Annotated in this window: 16 protein-coding genes; 5 read left to right on the top strand and 11 right to left on the bottom strand. The window is 44.5% G+C overall.

Annotated elements, in window-relative coordinates; genetic code table 11:
* Positions 1 to 11: 11 nt before the first annotated feature.
* Positions 12 to 314: an urease subunit gamma gene (locus ACSW3C_RS11570; protein WP_486562753.1), complete on the bottom strand. Its 303-nt coding sequence runs from the start codon at positions 312 to 314 to the stop codon at positions 12 to 14.
* A 200-nt stretch (positions 315 to 514) separates the two neighbouring features.
* Between ACSW3C_RS11570 and ACSW3C_RS11565 the strand changes: the two genes are divergently transcribed.
* Both ACSW3C_RS11565 and ACSW3C_RS11560 read left to right on the top strand, forming a co-directional pair.
* The gene (locus ACSW3C_RS11565; RefSeq protein ID WP_486562752.1) at positions 515 to 1,474 is read left to right on the top strand and encodes an urea transporter; all 960 of its coding nucleotides are present in this window, start codon (positions 515 to 517) and stop codon (positions 1,472 to 1,474) included.
* A 102-nt stretch (positions 1,475 to 1,576) separates the two neighbouring features.
* Complete coding sequence (locus ACSW3C_RS11560) at positions 1,577 to 1,786, top strand: DUF5342 family protein (RefSeq protein ID WP_486562751.1); 210 nt, start codon at positions 1,577 to 1,579, stop codon at positions 1,784 to 1,786.
* 231 nt (positions 1,787 to 2,017) lie between these two features.
* Here ACSW3C_RS11560 and ACSW3C_RS11555 read toward each other — a convergent pair whose 3' ends face one another.
* The 9 genes from ACSW3C_RS11555 to ACSW3C_RS11515 form a co-directional block, all read right to left on the bottom strand.
* Positions 2,018 to 2,221 carry a hypothetical protein gene (locus ACSW3C_RS11555; protein WP_486562750.1) on the bottom strand — a complete coding sequence of 68 codons (204 nt, stop codon included), beginning with the start codon at positions 2,219 to 2,221 and terminating at the stop codon, positions 2,018 to 2,020.
* A gap of 83 nt (positions 2,222 to 2,304) precedes the next feature.
* Positions 2,305 to 2,730, bottom strand: a complete 426-nt coding sequence (locus tag ACSW3C_RS11550) for a YflT domain-containing protein (protein WP_486562749.1) — start codon at positions 2,728 to 2,730, stop codon at positions 2,305 to 2,307.
* 117 nt (positions 2,731 to 2,847) lie between these two features.
* On the bottom strand, positions 2,848 to 4,269 hold the full coding sequence (locus tag ACSW3C_RS11545) for a transglutaminase domain-containing protein (RefSeq protein WP_486562748.1): 1,422 nt from the start codon (positions 4,267 to 4,269) through the stop codon (positions 2,848 to 2,850).
* A gap of 716 nt (positions 4,270 to 4,985) precedes the next feature.
* On the bottom strand, positions 4,986 to 6,272 hold the full coding sequence (locus ACSW3C_RS11540; protein WP_486562747.1) for an amidohydrolase: 1,287 nt from the start codon (positions 6,270 to 6,272) through the stop codon (positions 4,986 to 4,988).
* A 22-nt stretch (positions 6,273 to 6,294) separates the two neighbouring features.
* Positions 6,295 to 7,815 (bottom strand): AbgT family transporter, encoded by a 1,521-nt coding sequence (locus ACSW3C_RS11535; RefSeq protein WP_486562746.1) that lies wholly within the window; start codon positions 7,813 to 7,815, stop codon positions 6,295 to 6,297.
* 35 nt (positions 7,816 to 7,850) lie between these two features.
* Complete coding sequence (locus tag ACSW3C_RS11530) at positions 7,851 to 9,311, bottom strand: M20 family metallopeptidase (RefSeq protein WP_486562745.1); 1,461 nt, start codon at positions 9,309 to 9,311, stop codon at positions 7,851 to 7,853.
* 405 nt (positions 9,312 to 9,716) lie between these two features.
* Positions 9,717 to 10,715, bottom strand: coding sequence for a YsnF/AvaK domain-containing protein (locus ACSW3C_RS11525; protein WP_486562744.1), 999 nt, complete (start codon positions 10,713 to 10,715; stop codon positions 9,717 to 9,719).
* A gap of 168 nt (positions 10,716 to 10,883) precedes the next feature.
* Complete coding sequence (locus ACSW3C_RS11520) at positions 10,884 to 11,024, bottom strand: hypothetical protein (protein ID WP_486562743.1); 141 nt, start codon at positions 11,022 to 11,024, stop codon at positions 10,884 to 10,886.
* On the bottom strand, positions 11,024 to 12,322 hold the full coding sequence (locus ACSW3C_RS11515) for a tetratricopeptide repeat protein (RefSeq protein WP_486562742.1): 1,299 nt from the start codon (positions 12,320 to 12,322) through the stop codon (positions 11,024 to 11,026). The genes ACSW3C_RS11520 and ACSW3C_RS11515 overlap by 1 nt, the downstream gene beginning before the upstream one ends.
* A gap of 247 nt (positions 12,323 to 12,569) precedes the next feature.
* On the opposite strand from ACSW3C_RS11515, the gene ACSW3C_RS11510 reads away from it, so the two are divergent.
* The 3 genes from ACSW3C_RS11510 to ACSW3C_RS11500 all read left to right on the top strand — a co-directional run bounded on the left by ACSW3C_RS11510 (position 12,570) and on the right by ACSW3C_RS11500 (position 14,924).
* Complete coding sequence (locus ACSW3C_RS11510; RefSeq protein ID WP_238080543.1) at positions 12,570 to 12,752, top strand: hypothetical protein; 183 nt, start codon at positions 12,570 to 12,572, stop codon at positions 12,750 to 12,752.
* Between the two features lie 106 nt (positions 12,753 to 12,858).
* A complete protein-coding gene (locus ACSW3C_RS11505; RefSeq protein ID WP_486562741.1) occupies positions 12,859 to 13,911 on the top strand; it encodes a C40 family peptidase in 1,053 nt (350 codons plus the stop codon).
* A gap of 68 nt (positions 13,912 to 13,979) precedes the next feature.
* On the top strand, positions 13,980 to 14,924 hold the full coding sequence (locus ACSW3C_RS11500) for a patatin-like phospholipase family protein (RefSeq protein WP_486562740.1): 945 nt from the start codon (positions 13,980 to 13,982) through the stop codon (positions 14,922 to 14,924).
* Between the two features lie 39 nt (positions 14,925 to 14,963).
* Here the strand turns inward: ACSW3C_RS11500 and ACSW3C_RS11495 are convergent, their stop codons facing one another.
* The gene (locus ACSW3C_RS11495) at positions 14,964 to 15,788 is read right to left on the bottom strand and encodes a C40 family peptidase (RefSeq protein WP_486562739.1); all 825 of its coding nucleotides are present in this window, start codon (positions 15,786 to 15,788) and stop codon (positions 14,964 to 14,966) included.
* Positions 15,789 to 15,974 lie beyond the last annotated feature (186 nt).

The following is a 15,974-nucleotide window of genomic DNA, read 5'->3' as shown; positions in this document are numbered from 1 at the left end:
CTCCTCACATATTATTTAATCGGATAGTGTACGGTGACCAGTTTAGTGCCGTCCGGAAACGTCGCTTCCACCTGGACATCATGAATCATGTCAGGAACGCCATCCATGACCTCCTCACTGGACAGAATAGAAGCTCCATATTGCATGAGCTCTGCGACCGTTTTGCCATCTCGTGCACCTTCCATTACTTCATGCGTTATGAGCGCAACAGCTTCAGGGTGATTCAATTTCAGCCCTCTCTCCTTGCGTCTTCTGGCCACATCGGCTGCAACGACGATCAGGAGCTTATCAATTTCGCGTGGTGTTAAATACAACGTTACCCCTCCTTTTATATGTAGTTAAATGGACAATGCCTAATCTTATCCAAAACTTCACGAATTATACGGGGATTCATGGAAATAGCACCTTGTATCCAATTGTGAATAAAAGACTGTACATAATTCTTTTGAAATCGACCATTCTACTACTAGAAGCTATAGGACATGTGGTTTGATTTAGGGAGTGGGATAGATAAATGAAAGAGAATATGCGAAAGAAAAAAATGGGAACGACAAGTGAAGAAGATCGTCCATTTTCATTTTGGATCGCCATCTTACATGGGATTTCTCAAGTGATTCTGATTGAAAATTGGGTGACGGGACTGCTGTTTTTGGCAGCTATTTTAACGACTTCTATAGAGCTCGGCATTATTGCTTTTTTGTCATCGGCCATCGGGACTGTGATCGGCTATTTTGGCGGAGGAGATCGGAAAGAGGTCCAACAAGGATTGTTTGGATATAACTCTGTACTGACCGGCCTCTCCCTAACAATACTTCTCACCGGTCCGTTCAGCTGGGGAATCGCATTATTCGGTGCTTTAATCGCTGCCATATTTACAGCCGCCATGATGAATTTATTCAAAAATGTCGGTCTCCCCGTCTTAACATTTCCGTTCATCCTGCTCACTTGGATTCTCATTCTGGCTTCCTACCGGTTAAATACGTTCCGCGTCACCAAAAACGCTGTGCCGCAAGACTTATCCCATTGGCAATTGGAAGTAGCCGGTTCAATTAACTGGCTGGACGCCTTTTTCAGCGGCATTGGGCAAGTGTTTTTCCTACAAGGGGTTCTTGCCGGCGTCCTGCTATTTGCCGGTCTGTTTTGGGCAGGATGGCGAATCGGTCTTTACGCCATAGCTGGAAACGTAGTCGCTGTGGCAGGCGCCTTTTTGCTTGAAGCGGAACATACATTGATCGATCTGGGGTTGTATGGCTACAATGCCATATTGGCGGTCATCGCAGTGGGCATTGTATTTAAAGAGGGAGACCACCCGCTTGCACCAGTATCCGCCATGCTTGCAGCTTTTTTAACCGTCCCGCTCATCGCCAGTGTCGATACATGGCTCTTGCCATACGGACTCTCCGCCCTGACCATGCCATTCGTCATCAGCACCTGGCTTTTCCTCGGCGCCAGAAAAGTATTGAAACGAGTATAACGGTGTGTTGGTAATTTAATGTAAATCGCTGATTGGCGAGTATTTAGTAATTCACGGGGTATGACTAAAAGATAAAGACACTGAAGAAGGAGCGTGGATTAAATGAAAGACTTCGAAGTGAAGCCAATGTTTGAAGGCCAAATTCATGAGAGACATCAATTCAAAACAACGATTGAAGGAAACGACTACCAAGGCATCTACCATGAGGGTGAAATCGACTGGTTCCATCCACATCCCGAAAAAGAACTGACGGATGATCATGTCGATAAAGTCGAATCCCAAGTACACAAATTCATGAAGAAAAATAAGTGATTGATTAACAAAACAGGTTCCTCAGAGTCGAGTCAAGCTCTGAAGGCCTGTTTTTGATTTGGGGGCTGATGAATAAGGTAATGCTGCTCTTAGAAGTGCTCGTTATGTCGAAGAAGTGCTCGATTAATCGCAATGCTTATAGCTTATAGCCATCGGATAGGAGTGTGTCCGAAACGGCTTCAAAGACCTCCATTTTGCAAAGACCTATCCTATCTTTTTCGAACCGCTCGATTAATCCAGCTGACCACTCGTATCTGTTGTCGAACCACTCGTATCTGTTGTCGAACCACTCGTATCTGTATGTAACCGCTCGATTATGCGAGGAGACCTCTCGTATCTGTTGTCGAACCGCTCGATTAAACTAGAAGACCGCTCGTATTTTCTAGCGTAATTCAGGAGACCGCTAGTAACTACAGTCCTGATGTGTTGATTCACCGCGGTCACATAATTAATTACAAAAACCGCTCGTTTCCATTAACGAGCGGCCTGTATTAAAGCTGCAGTTTCCGATGTACGCACTACAAGTTTCGTTCTTCCCGATGCACTTCTTCGAACGTCAGCGGATCATATCCTCCATAACGGCTCTCGTCTGCGACTTGGTCAAGTAGGATTTCTTTGTCGATTTGACCGTCGATGTAGAGAAGAATGGCGCCGTCTTGTACCGCATTGTAATAGATTTTGGCCTCCTCGTCGGTGAAGCCGGCATCTTTCAGCATGCTGCGGACGTTATCTTCACCGGCCATGAATCCGAGAAAGCGGTTGAAAAAGGAAGAGGGGGTGCCATGGATATCTTGGGAGGTGCGGCTTTTTAATTCGGCGACAGCCAGGTCATCTTTCATGACGATGTACATATCATCCTCTTTCACACCTTTTCGCTGCAATTCTTTTATCTTTGAAATTAATCGTTCTTGGGTCGGAAAACTTCCAATGAATATTTTTTTCATGATGGTGCCTCCTTGAAATTCGTTGTATTGCGGAAATACCCTCCTTGCCGCAGTTGAAAACTAGTTTCCTGCTGAGAATTAAAAAACACGCACGAAGGCATCGTGCGTGCGTGTGGTTCATTGTACATAGAACGGGTGGGTGGCCCGGTTAAATTGAATTTTTCCTGTTGGGGTTTTTACCTTCTCAATCGTTAATACATAGTTTTGGTTTCGCTCGTAGTTTCCGGTAGGCGGGTAGACGAGCAGTTTTGTAGGATCTGTCGGATGCACAGATACTTTAACAGGCACTGTTTTTCCTTCGGCTGATGTGACGAACACATTGCTATTCGTTGCCGAGGCCGGGTCAATTTTCGTATTGAATGTGACTGTCCACATTTTCGCTGCGGTTACTGTTTCACCATACGGGACAACAGGCTGGACTTCTTTTTTCAATGTAATGATTTCTTGCTTGCCTGTTTTCTCGTTCCGATAGGAGAGGAGATTGCCATCATTTTGAATGGCCGTGGAATGGACCGTATTCATCCGGGTCAATCCGCTGCCGTCCAATCCCATCTTGTATAAGTAGCCGCTATCCATGTAGTTGCTTAAGTAGATGGTCGAGCCGTATATGGCAAAGTAAGGAGCGCGGACATTCCCGACACGCTGGCGTCCGGTACCATCTTTATTGATTTTATATAGTTTATTTTCATCGGCTTGATTGCTGAAATAAAAAGTATCTCCTACTGCAACGGTTTGTCCGAAATCATGGAAGTAACCGTACGTTGTGCTCGTAGCGGCAGGATACTCGTCTTCTTTCCACGTATGGTCTTTCCGCAGTTGTTCGGATGTGACGAGGAAATACGTATATTGAACATAGCCCGGCTTGTCCGGAACAGGATCGTCCCAGGTGATGTCCATCATATACCAGTTGCCGTTTAGGTTGACAGCATTCCATGAATGGAGTTCGCCGCCTGCGGAACCGACAACAAATCGATTCTCGATGCCTAGCCGATCCAATAGCAATTGCGCAGCTTTTGTATAACCTTCACAAACTGCACTTTTTTTCACAAGTGCCCCATAAGCTGTATAGGTATCAGGCGGCAGACTGTTATTCTTCAAGTTTTCATAGTCATAGGCAACATGTAATATCAAATAGTCATGAATGGCTTTGACTTTTTCCAAGTCGGAGCTTCCCGGTTTAATGATCGATTGGAGCACGCGGTCGACTTCTGCCTGCATGGACTTTTGGTTGGCACCCACTGTATCGACAGGGACGGAATATTTATATTGTATTTGTCCATCAGAGCGAATCGAGGCACCTTCATAGTATTGGATAGCCGGAGTTTCCGTCACTACCGTATGTATGAGGTCTCCTACTTGCTTATACGTCAGTTCGTTCGTCTCAAAACGGCCGGTAGTCTGTCCGGTCAAGAGAGAATTTTTTATCAGTTCATAGGACTTAGGTGCAGAAAATGAAGTTGCCTCGGATAAGTGAGGGTGATGAAAAAATAAAACTAAGGTTAGCAATATAGCAGAGAAAATGACTGGTATACGTTTCAAATTTATCGCCTCCAATAGTATTATCGGAGCGCCAAGCTGCTAGCTCAATAGGTATTTAAAGATTATTTATTGGTAATAAAACCTCAAATTAGTAGTCGGTTCCTAGTCTTGCTATCTATCCCTTCCTTTTCAAACCCTTAACTACTCCTTAAGTCCTTCTTTGTGAAAAAGCTATAAAAATATTACTGCCATCAAGGAGCAAGCTACCAGGAATGGGCAGGGAAATTACGTCAGCTGCGTCATTTGTCAAATAAAGTTTTAAGATGAGACAGCAGTCAATCGACTAAACCAGTATAGGAAAGCTTTGAAAACAGCTTAAAACGGGCGGCAAACGATGGGGAAGAAGTGGAGCGGTGAATGCCGTACCTATTATTGTAGGAACGGTTACATCTTTCAGCAGGACATTATCTTAAGAGATAAGTGGGTGTGCGTTTGTCGAAAAGAGCTGGAAGATTCTTTGGATGGGAAGGGGGGCGATGCTTGATCCGCTGCCGATATCTTTTTTTAGGTTATGCAACAGGCGATTAATTCCAAGGCTAGTAATGAAATGTAATCCTCTTATGTCGCACCACTTAATTTTTTACCCCCGTATAACTTGCAGCCAGCCGTCTGTGATCAATTCTCTCCGATTCGAATGGACCGTTCAGATTCATTAAGGAAGGTAGCGATCTGAAAAATAAAAAATACCCCCATTTCCAAAAGGAATGGGGGCACCCTTATTTCAAGGCATTCAATCGTTGAGCAACACGGTACAAGACGTCGACTCCGGCAAACATCGATTCTTCATCAATATCAAACTTTTCATTATGGTGACCGGCCGCAAGTTCTGTGCCAAAAATGCAATATGTCGCTAGGCCGCCGCGTTCTTTTACGCGCTGCATGAAGTATGTTGCATCCTCTGAACCAGCGGAAGCATTATCTTCCAAGATGACCTGTTCCACAAATGGGGAAGGGGCTGCACACTCAGCAATTATATCTGCCAGTTCCAGTGAGCACTTACAGCTGATGGCCTCACCGACGATATCCAGGTCGCACGAGACACCGTACATGGCGGCAGCCCCTTTGATAATGGCTTCCGCCTGTTCACGGACATAAAGATTCACTTCAGATGTTTCTCCGCGTGTTTCAATTTTCATCTTCGCCCGGTCAGCCACGATGTTGCGCCCGCTTCCGGCATGCAGCTCGCCGACATTGACGCGTGACGCTCCGCCGGAATGCCGGGAAATGGCATGCAAGTTTAAGGCGGCGTTTGCAGCTGCCAGGAGGGCGTTTTGACCTTCTTCCGGCATGGCACCGGCATGGGCTGCCGTTCCCCGGAAGGTGACGTTCATCTTCGTGGTCGCCATGAATCCGTTTGAAGCTGCCACAACATGCCGGCGGGGGACGCCTGTACCGACGTGGGAGGCGATGAAATAATCCGTACCATCAACCACGCCAGCTGCTGTCATCGACTTCGCGCCGCGTGTACCTTCTTCAGCGGGCTGAAAGATAATCTGGATTTTGCCGATAAAGGATTCGGCCGTTTCCGCAATCAGGACGGCGAGTCCAAGGCCGATCGAAGTGTGGGCGTCATGGCCACAAGCGTGCATGGAGCCATGGACTGTGGATCTGAAACCATGCTGCTGTGGAACATGGCCTGCATCATCACTTTCCACAATGGGAAGGGCATCCATATCGACTCGGAATGTTGTAACGGGACCTGGTTTTCCGGTGTCCCATTCTGCTACGATGCCCGTATAGCCTTCCTGAAAACGGTCAAGATACTCCAAATTTGCGCCATGTAGGCGAGCCCATTCCAACTGCTTTTCAATAGCCTGTTCATCTGGCCTTCCCATCATTTGATCAGGATCCATCACATCAAGCCCGGTTTTCAGCGTATAGCCGAGGCGATCCAGTTCTCCGGCGACGATGGAAGCCGTCCGAATCTCCAGGAAGCCTTGCTCAGGATAGCGGTGAAAATCCCGCCGCCATGCCACGAGCTGTTCTTTTAATTCTGTATCCACGCACGATTCACCTCATCCTTTATTAATTCAAAAACGGTGTTACACCTGGCCCAAATGGGATGCCTGCATAGAAGAAAATCAGTATCAAAATGATCCACACGACAAGGAAGCTAATCGAGTAAGGAATCATTAAGGAAATCAATGTTCCGATACCGGCTTTCTTATCATACTTCTGCATGAACGACAGAACTACAGGCATGTACGGCATGAGCGGTGTAATGATATTCGTGGAAGAATCGGCAATCCGGTATGCAACCTGCGTAAAGGCCGGATGGTAATTCAGCTGCATGAACATCGGAACGAAAATTGGTGCTTCAAGTGCCCATTTTGCAGAACCAGACGTGATGAGGAAATTCATCAGCGCTGTGAAAATGATGTACCCGATGATCAATCCCATTCCTGTAAAGTTAATTTCCGTCAAGAATTCAGCACCGTTAACTGCGATCCATGTGCCAATATTAGACCAATTGAAGTAAGCAATAAACTGAGAAATCGCAAAGATGAGCACGATATAGCCAGCCATGTCCTTCATGGCTTCTGCCATATAACCTGCAACGTCTTTCCCGCTTTTAATTTTTCCGACAGTGACACCATACGTAATCCCGACAGATAAAAACAAGAATAAAATAATCGGTACAATTCCTGAAATGAATGGTGATGGAACCAATTTGCCATCTTCACCGCGCAGCGGGCTGTCCGGCCAAGCAATGGCTACAACGAGTACGGTAATATAGAGAAGACCGGCAATGACAGCATTTCTGAACCCTTTGCCTGCTTTCGGATCTTCCTCTTCGACATCCATCTCCACACTATCGCCTTTATATTTTCCAAGCCGCGGTTCGATAAAACGGGATGTAATGAAACCAGCAAGAAATGTTAAGACAAAAACGGAAACAATGTTAAAAAACCAGTTATCTGTTGGGTGGACAGTAATAGAGTCATCCACAATTCTTGCCGCTTCCGTCGAGATGCCTGAAAGCAGCGTATCGGTACCGACAATGAACAAGTTCGCAGTGAATCCGGCTCCTGAAGAAGCATAGCCTACTGCAAGGCCCGCAAGCGGATGCCGTCCGACACGGTAGAACACCATGGCAGCCAATGGCGGAATTAATAACATCGCAGCATCGGAAGCCAAGTTCCCCATAATCCCAACGAACGCAACAGAATACGTTAGCATCGCAGGAGGGGATTTCATAATTGTTTTCTTAATTGCATAATCAAGCATTCCCACTTTTTCTGTTAACCCAATACCAAGCATCATTGCTAGAACGATGCCGAGGGGAGCAAAACCGGTGAAGTTCGTCACCATGGAAGTAAGGATGTATTGCAGCCCCTCGCCAGAAGCTAAGTTCTTGATGGCGAGTGTCTCTCCGGTTCCCGGATGAATGACAGATGCGTTGAACAAACTGAAAATCCAAGAAGCGATAATTACAGATACTGCCAAAATGCTGAACAAGATGAATGGATCCGGGAGCTTATTCCCTACTTTTTCAATGCCATTCAGAATTTTACTGAAAAATCCTTGTTTTTTCGTAGTTTCCATTTACTTCCCCTCGATTCAATAGTGATAGTTTACCTTCAGGCCTTCTGAAGTGGAGATGGCCGCACGTCCTTTGGAATCGGACATGTGTATGGGTGTTTCTGTGAGAAAGCTTTGAACTCGTCCTTAACAGCATCCAATTGCCCCGGATCTGCAAGCAATTTGATGCCGGTCAATGCCATCGAGCCAGCTGCACGGAACATTCCTTTATGGGCGTTGGATGACAGGCCTTGACTCGTCATCTGCCACGTATGGAGCGGTGTGCCGAGCGCAGATGTTGACGTGGAAAGTTGAGCTGTCGGAACAACCCAGCTGACATCCGACACGTCCGTCGAGCCCGCTAAAATACCGTCCGATTCGACGTAAGGGGAAATGACATCCGAAATATATTTCCCTTCAAACTCGCTGCCGTCGCCTTCATAGCCAAATCCTCTCATGCCATTCAGGAAGTCTTTCTGTTCCCCTTCCGTCATGGAATCAAAAATTTGCTTTGCAAACGCGGTTTCCTCATCTGTCGGCGGTTCGACTCCAATTTCGACGAGACTGTTATACAAAAGCCGTTCCAACGCACGATTCGGTATGTAATTGGAACACGCTTTGTCAAATTCGATCGTCAATTCCGTTTCCGTCATTAATGCAGCGCCTTCTGCAATTTTACAGACTCGCTTATAAATCGCATCGACCTGATCCACTTTCGGTGCACGGACTAAATAAAGCACTTCGGCGTCTGCCTGCACGACATTCGGAGAGATGCCTCCTGTATTTGTGATGGCATAGTGTATTCGCGCCTCTGGAATGATATGTTCCCGTAAATATTGCACCCCGACATTCATGAGTTCCACAGCATCTAATGCGCTCCGTCCTAAGTGAGGGGAGTTTGCGGCATGGGAGGTAATCCCTTTGAATCGGAAGAAGACCTGATAGTTCGCTAGGGAACTTAAACTCATGATGCTGTTAGTCGGTGACGGATGCCATGTTAAAGCCGCATCGACTCCTTGAAAAGCACCGTCGCGCACCATGAATGTCTTGCCGGACCCGCCTTCTTCTCCAGGACATCCGAAAAATTTCACGGTACCCGGCAAGTTATTGGCTTCTAAATAAGCCTTCGCTGCGCAGGCAGCTGCAAACGCTCCTGTACCGAGCAAGTTATGCCCGCAGCCGTGGCCGACATTCGGTCCGTCAATAGGCTTGGGAGAGGCAAGATTCGGTTCCTGACTTAATCCGGACAACGCATCAAATTCTCCTAGAAATGCAATGACCGGTTCACCAGCTCCATATGTAGCTACGAAAGCGGTTTCAATTCCGGCGATATTGCGCTCCACTGTAAAGCCATGCTGTTCACATTGCTCAGCGAGATAGCGGGCAGACTCATATTCCTCGAATCGTGTCTCAGGATGTCGAAAAATAAATTCACTTACCGATGAGAAATAGGATTCATTTTCTTCTAAAAATTGCTTTGTGAACGTAGTCAAATCAGTCACGAAACCATTCCTTTCCATTTTATATTACTCATAGTAGATTATGAGAATAGTTTCATTCCATCGTAAAGTGAGAATATACAAACGTCAAGGTAAATATGTCATATTTGTGAATGTAGAAAATAAAAAGAATTTGTCGAAGGGAAGTGAGAATTGCGAGGTGGAGTCAGTATTGAGCGGGGATGATCTAGTTAATTAGAAGTACTAGCGTTTGTATGAGTAGATCATTGTACATTCTCAATAACAGGAAAAGGAGATAATTTTACAAGAGATGAATCCTGAAAAAGAAGTATCCAAGGGAAAATTGTCGAAGGTTGTTTCCTATCGAGCTGCTGGAAATCAAAAAAAAGACTGCAGACAAACCTGAATACGTCAGGTTTGGTCTGCAGTCTCTATCTCAGTACGAAAGGACTCCCACTTACATTATTAATCTAACAGGTCATCGTTCTTCCGCTTGCCATAATAATTGCCCGTGATGTCCACATCGCCTTGTTGTTCAAGATGCGCTTCTTCCCGTTTAACGGTATCGCTGACGGTTTCCACGTCATCCACTTGACGCTTGCCGACGACAATCTCTTCTGTGACTATCGGTTTTTTCGTCACTTCCAGCCGTTCTTCCGTGACAGGAATACGGATCGAATCCTCCTCTTGAGACATAGTGAAATCAGTATCCGTAACGTCTCCATTCATCACTGGACGGCGCTCCACGTACACTTCTTCCCGCATAACAGGGACATCAACGGACTGTTTTTCACTCACAACGTCTTTTCCCAGGGACACTTCGCCAGCTTCCTCAGGATACTTGTCAACCTGAAGCCGTTCTTCCCGCAACTTCATCCGCTCTTCATCACGGCCGTATCCAGTTGGATAATTAGTGTCCGTGTCTAAAGGAGTCCGGTCCAAAACGGCTTCTCCGCCGACACGGCCATATTGGCCATCGTTGACGTACTGCTCGCTAAGAGGCAGGCTATCTTGATACTCGTTGCGTAGCTCCATATTTTGATAGGCATTGACAGCATTGGCACCTAAGTTTTGATCGCTGCCAAGATCCGTCATCCCGAACGAAGCTTCATTTTCCTCATAGTAAATCGATGCCTCGCCCTGATCCACGTAGAGAAGCAAGCCGCCGTTCTCAATATCTTGATAGTATCGTTCTGCTTCAGCGTCGCTCAGACCGAGATGGTGAAGCATGCCGTTGACATGATCCTTGCCCGTAATGAAATCCATAAACTTATCAAGCCACGACTCATTACCTGTCGTCTGAATATCTGCCGATGTGCGAGACCGCAACATTGAAAGATCCGTATCGTTCTTAGCTACCACATAAATATTATCATCTGCAATCCCTTGCGCCTTCAACTCTTCCACTTTGTCAAGTAATGCTGACTCGCTATGATACACTCCAATAAAACGTTTATCATCCATTATCAGATTCCTCCTTCAAGTTGTGTTGTGCTTCGAAGTACTACTCCGTACATACCCGCTGCAGAATGCGAGAAACGCAAACCACCTGAAAATGGGAAAATGTAATACGCTTGTAATAGGCGAAAGAATTAAAAAAGAAGCTCCCGAATGGGGAGCTCCTTGGGGGAGTTATTGTAATTGTGTTGGTGCAGAGTAGCTTGTTGTTTTCATGATCTTTGGTAATTGGTCTTCGATTGCAAAAGCGGTATTATTTGAAATAGATAATGATAAGACTACGATCAACCCTAAAATCATAATCAACTTTTTCATTATAAGTCCTCCCAATTGTCAATTTTTCTATTAATATAACCGTATCGATTTGCTTCTCTGAAATAAATCGATGCTAGTTTATATTTTCTATTAGTATAGAGCCATTCTGCAAGTGCTATGCAATACTTTTGTATATTTTTATAATCTTCAATACTCATAAAGTATTCGATAGTTTCTTTAGCGAGATTTATGTCTAATCCTTCTTTCCTGTTCAAAGAACGGTGGAAGGATAAATGGTAATAGTAAGGCTTGAGCTTTTCATCGTTGAGACTGGTGTAAAGTTCCAAACCTTCTCTTGTCCATTTTTCAATAAGGTCTTTATTAGAATTCTTATAGAATTCCACAACTAGACAATAAATTGTAATTAGCGGATTTGCAATACCTACTTTATATTGTAAGCTTTTTTCATAGAATTGAATAGCATCTTTACTGTTGCCCATAACTGAATTCAACGAACCTAAATTGTGATAAATCAAACTTTTTTCATTATCAAAGTTAAATTCCTCACAAATCTGACTTGCTTTATGATAAGAATCAAGTGCTTCTTCAAACTGATCAGTTTTTTTATAGGTGATTCCTAGTAAAATGTAACAATCTAAAACTCTTCTCATATACAGATTTTCTCTAAAATATTCTAATGCTTTCTTTACATATTCAAATGAATAAAAAATACGTATATCAGCGGTGTATGCGACACCAATCATGTAATAGAATTCATTTTTTTCCCACTCATCTAAAACTAGGCTCTCCATAATTTTAGCTGCTTCCTGGAAAAAACTTATTGCTTTTCTTAAGTTACCAATAGAGTAATAATATAAAGCCTTGATCAAAGTAAACAGATGTTGTTGATATGCATTAAACTGTTGGAAGAATATTTCTGAAGCTTCAATCTCTCTTCTACAACCTTCCATGTCCTCCCCCAATATCAACCGAAACCGCAAAACAATAAGCAAATAAGTATAATAAATCGATTGATCTTCAAAAATCGGGTTTTCCTGAAGGAGCATGACTAGCTGCTGGCGTGTGTAGTCTTTGTCCCGCTTGGTGATGACATTCCGGTAGCTGTCTTTGAGCATTTTTAAAAATTCCTGCTCGGTTTTATCTTGGGCGGGTTGTGTGAATTTACCTGGGTCCATGCCTAGGCGATCCATGAGCAATTCGACTACTTCTTCGCTAGGGTCAATCAGGTTCCGTTCGATTTTTGATAAGTAGGAAGGCGTACAGATCCCTTTGGCCAGAACGACTTGTTTCATTTCTTGCCGGACGCGCTCGGCCCGAATCACATGTCCTATCCTCATCCCTGATCCCTCTCTTTATCTATCATAGTATATAAGTATCTATTATCATATCATGAAATGTTGGGAAATTTATTTTAAAAAGGCCTAAAAATCGACGGTTTCTGAAAAAAATGTCCCAATTTGTTCATCTCCAACTAGGGGACCATTCATGATATTCTTTTTACAAGGCATAATAGACACAATTTTCGGGGACACTGAGAGAGAAGAAAGTACTATATATAATCAAACGGAAAAGGAGCGTGATTGGATGGCACTAGAGCGGAGCGGTACAGAGTTTTATGTTGAGTACAGGGACATGGAAATCGTTAAAATGAGAATCGAACTGAAAAAGTTTGTGAGGAAGATGAAAGCCGAGGGATATTTGTCGTCCGTCAATACCGATGATCTTCCTTCCGGCATTTATCGAGAAATTCAACGGCTCAATCAATAATTCAGAAAGACGGAACGGTATGAATATCGTTTCGTCTTTTTTTATCTATGCTTTTTCTTTTCTGCCTAGTACTATAAAAGTAATTGAGTAGAAAGGAGCAGGCTATATGTCTAGGAATCTTTTTGCATTGTTATTATCCATCTTTTGTCTATCACTCATTACTCATCCTGCCTCAGCAAAACCGCTCCAGCTGAGTCCTTGCAGTACAGGATCTGATTTACAAAACAAGGACGCGGTGAAAGTTGAGAAGCGATATGCGATCAGCGTTCCGGTTGCGAACGTCTGGCGCCACCCTTCCAATCCCCGATCCGTCGATGCAACCACAGTTGTTCCAATGCCCCAGATGGAAAAGTGGACCAAGAGCTTGACGGTTGCTGAGAAGAACGGACTGATCGACCGGCTGGATACCCAGGCATTGTATGGCGATGAAGTTTCTGTATTAAAAACAAAAGGGGATTGGCTTTATATTGCCATAAAGGATCAAAAGAAGCCAGGGAAACCATCAGGCTACGAAGGGTGGGTTTCTAAAAGTCACGTGACGTCTGTTGACTCGTATGATTCCAACTGTTCGATCGCTATTGTGGATGCGAAGCTTGCGACCCTGTATGAACAGCCGAAGCTGTCACCGAAATATGCGTTTTTGGAAGTCAGTTACACGACAATTTTTCCGGTTGTAGAGGAAAAGGGAGATTGGGTTATTGTCGGGACGCCAGGGGATGGATTGAAGTATATCCGGAAAACGGATGTGAAGATCTATGATAATTATGACACTGTGCCACAACCAACCGGGCAGGATATCATAAATGCGGCAAAACGCTATATCGGGCTGCCTTATTTATGGGCGGGTGTTTCTGCATACGGGTTTGACTGTTCCGGGCTAACCTATTCCATTTACAAAAATCATGGCATTTTAATTCCCCGCGACTCTTCGGATCAAGCGAAGGAAGGTACGGCCGTCAAACGAGCCGATCTAAAGCCGGGGGATCTGCTATTTTTTGCACGTGACAAAGGGAAAGGGTCTGTCTATCACGTTGGCATGTATGTCGGTGGCGGCAAAATGATCCATGCTCCGAATTCATCCAAAAAAGTGGAGATTGTCTCTATGAATACAGGCACTTATAAAACAAACTACGCGGGAGCAAGAAGATATTTGAAATAAGAAATCCTGTTCCAACCTGTTCTACTTCGCAAGTTTTCAACTTATCCTATACCAATAGGAGGGATGACTTGGAGATCGATGGGGTATTTGCTGGCGGGGGATTGAAAGGATTTGCCCTTGTTGGTGCGTATCAGGTACTGGAAGAGAAAGGGTATCGCTTCAAACGTCTGGCAGGCACGAGTGCAGGTGCGATTATTGCATCCTTCATTGCAGCTGGTTATACAGGAAGAGAAATCGAGACCATGCTGCATGAAGAGGATTTGCAGACGCTGCTGGATCCGCGCAAAGCGATTTTGCCGATTCCTTTCATGAAATGGATAAATTTATATTGGCGCATGGGATTGTATCAAGGGAAGGAACTGGAGAATTGGTTTTTTGACAAATTGTCCTTGAAAGGAATCTATACATTTTCTGATATACCCCCAGGATCGCTGAAATTGGTCGCTTCAGACTTGACGAACGGCAAAATGATCGTCTTGCCGGATGACCTCGTTCATTACGGCATCGAGCCTGAAACATTTTCGGTCGCCAAAGCTCTTCGAATGAGCTGCGGCATCCCGTTTTTCTTTGAACCAGTGAGGTTGAAGGTGCCGACAGGGGATACGATTGTCGTGGATGGCGGCGTGTTAAGCAATTTCCCCCTCTGGCTATTTGATGACAAAGAAGGGAACCGGGAACGGCCGGTTGTTGGAATGAAACTGAGCCACCGGAAAGATGAACTGTCCCGTAACCGGATCGATAATGCGCTGAATCTGTTCGAAGCACTGTTTTCCACGATGAAAAATGCTCACGACGATCAATATATTTCGAGAAAGCATGAGAAGGACATTATTTTTATTCCAGTAGATCACTATAGTGCCACCCAATTTGATCTGGATGATGAACAAAAGGATGAATTGATCAAGATTGGCCGCTTGCGCACGACCGTCTTTTTGCATCATTGGCGATATGCGCGTCCGGATTATAGTGGATTTCAGCTCGTGCAGGGAGGATATGCTGCTATTGTGCGATGAATAAGAAAACGTCGATGCATATGCGCATCGACGTTTTTTTTATAGTCTTTTAAAGCTGTGAAACTTAGATTTCCAGTAACGGTCGCTTAAGCTGGTCACTTGTGACTTCTTGCCGCCAGCATGGATGAATTTGTTGTTTCCGAGATAGATACCTACATGGGAAATGCCTTTTCGATATGTATTTTGGAAAAATACGAGATCGCCTGGCTTTGGATTCGATACCTTTGTGGAAGCAGCGAATTGGCCAAGTGTGTCTCGAGGGACCAATTTTCCGGATTTTTTGAAGGCGTATTGGACAAAGCCACTGCAGTCGAAGCCGTTGACGGTTGTGCCGCCAAAACGGTATGGAATGCCGCGAAGTGACATCGCCTGGTCTATAACTCGATCGGAAAAAGCGACATTGGAGGAAGAAGCTTTAGAAGCCACGGCTCCTTTTGTCAGCAATGTGCTAAGAGCCCAGCCATTTTTGCCGTTGACACTTACTTTGTACCAAACTTCCTTGCCAACCTTCTTTTCACCGATGACTTTCACAGAAGTGCCTTGTTTGGCGAGTGTTACAATTTTATAATTTGTGCCTGCTCCTGAACGGATATTGACATTATGTTTCGTTTTGTAGGTGCCGGTCTTTGCTGCGGATGCGCTAGTTGATTGTTTAGAAGTAATAAGTACTTGATTCGGTTTGATTTGATCCGATTTCAAGTTATTCCATTTTTTAAGATTTGCTACAGATACATTGGTCGATTGTGAGATAGTCCATAAGGATTCTCCTTGCTTCACTTTATGTGTGCTTGCTTCAGCGTCATTTGCCGCTAGGCCAAATGCCAATGAACCTGCTAAAAGTACAGACAAAGCAACTTTCTTCATGTAATTCCCCTATCTACCACTGCTCGATATGGATTTTCGCTTTTTTTATTTACGTGAGCTGATTACGTTCTCCATCTTACTATCAAGAGTTTACAGGATAGCGGCATAAACATTACAAATACATTACAATTCACTACGAATATTTTATGTAAATGCTATCACGCTCTATTTAGACTTGTGGATATA

The organism is Sporosarcina sp. AD_1 (genome assembly GCF_057373025.1).
Note: the sequence above shows the minus strand (reverse complement) of the source record. Positions and strands in the feature narration are given on the sequence as shown.